The 241-nt window shown below is 48.1% G+C and carries 1 protein-coding gene; it reads left to right on the forward strand.

Going from position 1 to position 241, the window contains the following annotated elements:
* Window positions 1-241, forward strand: a 241-nt coding sequence (locus tag AAEY88_RS15275; protein WP_350563753.1) for a hypothetical protein, incomplete at both ends; no start/stop codon positions are given.

Consider the following 241-nt stretch of genomic DNA (forward strand, 5'->3'; position numbering starts at 1 on the left):
GTTTTGAAGCACCGTTCACAATTCCTGAACCTAACCTCAAATCAAGTGGCAGCTCAAAAAGCACTCAAGCGAGAAAGCCAAACCCGAACCGCAGTAAACATGCTCAGCAACATGCTAATGATGGTGCTCAAGGTGATAAGCCAGCGCGTAAGTTTGACTCACGCCAGCAATCACGTGGCCACGACAATAACGCTAACCCTGCTGATCCTAAGGCAGAAGCTAGAGCCAATGGTAATAAACC

The organism is Psychrobacter sp. CAL346-MNA-CIBAN-0220, from assembly GCF_040309805.1.
Lineage (GTDB): Bacteria > Pseudomonadota > Gammaproteobacteria > Pseudomonadales > Moraxellaceae > Psychrobacter.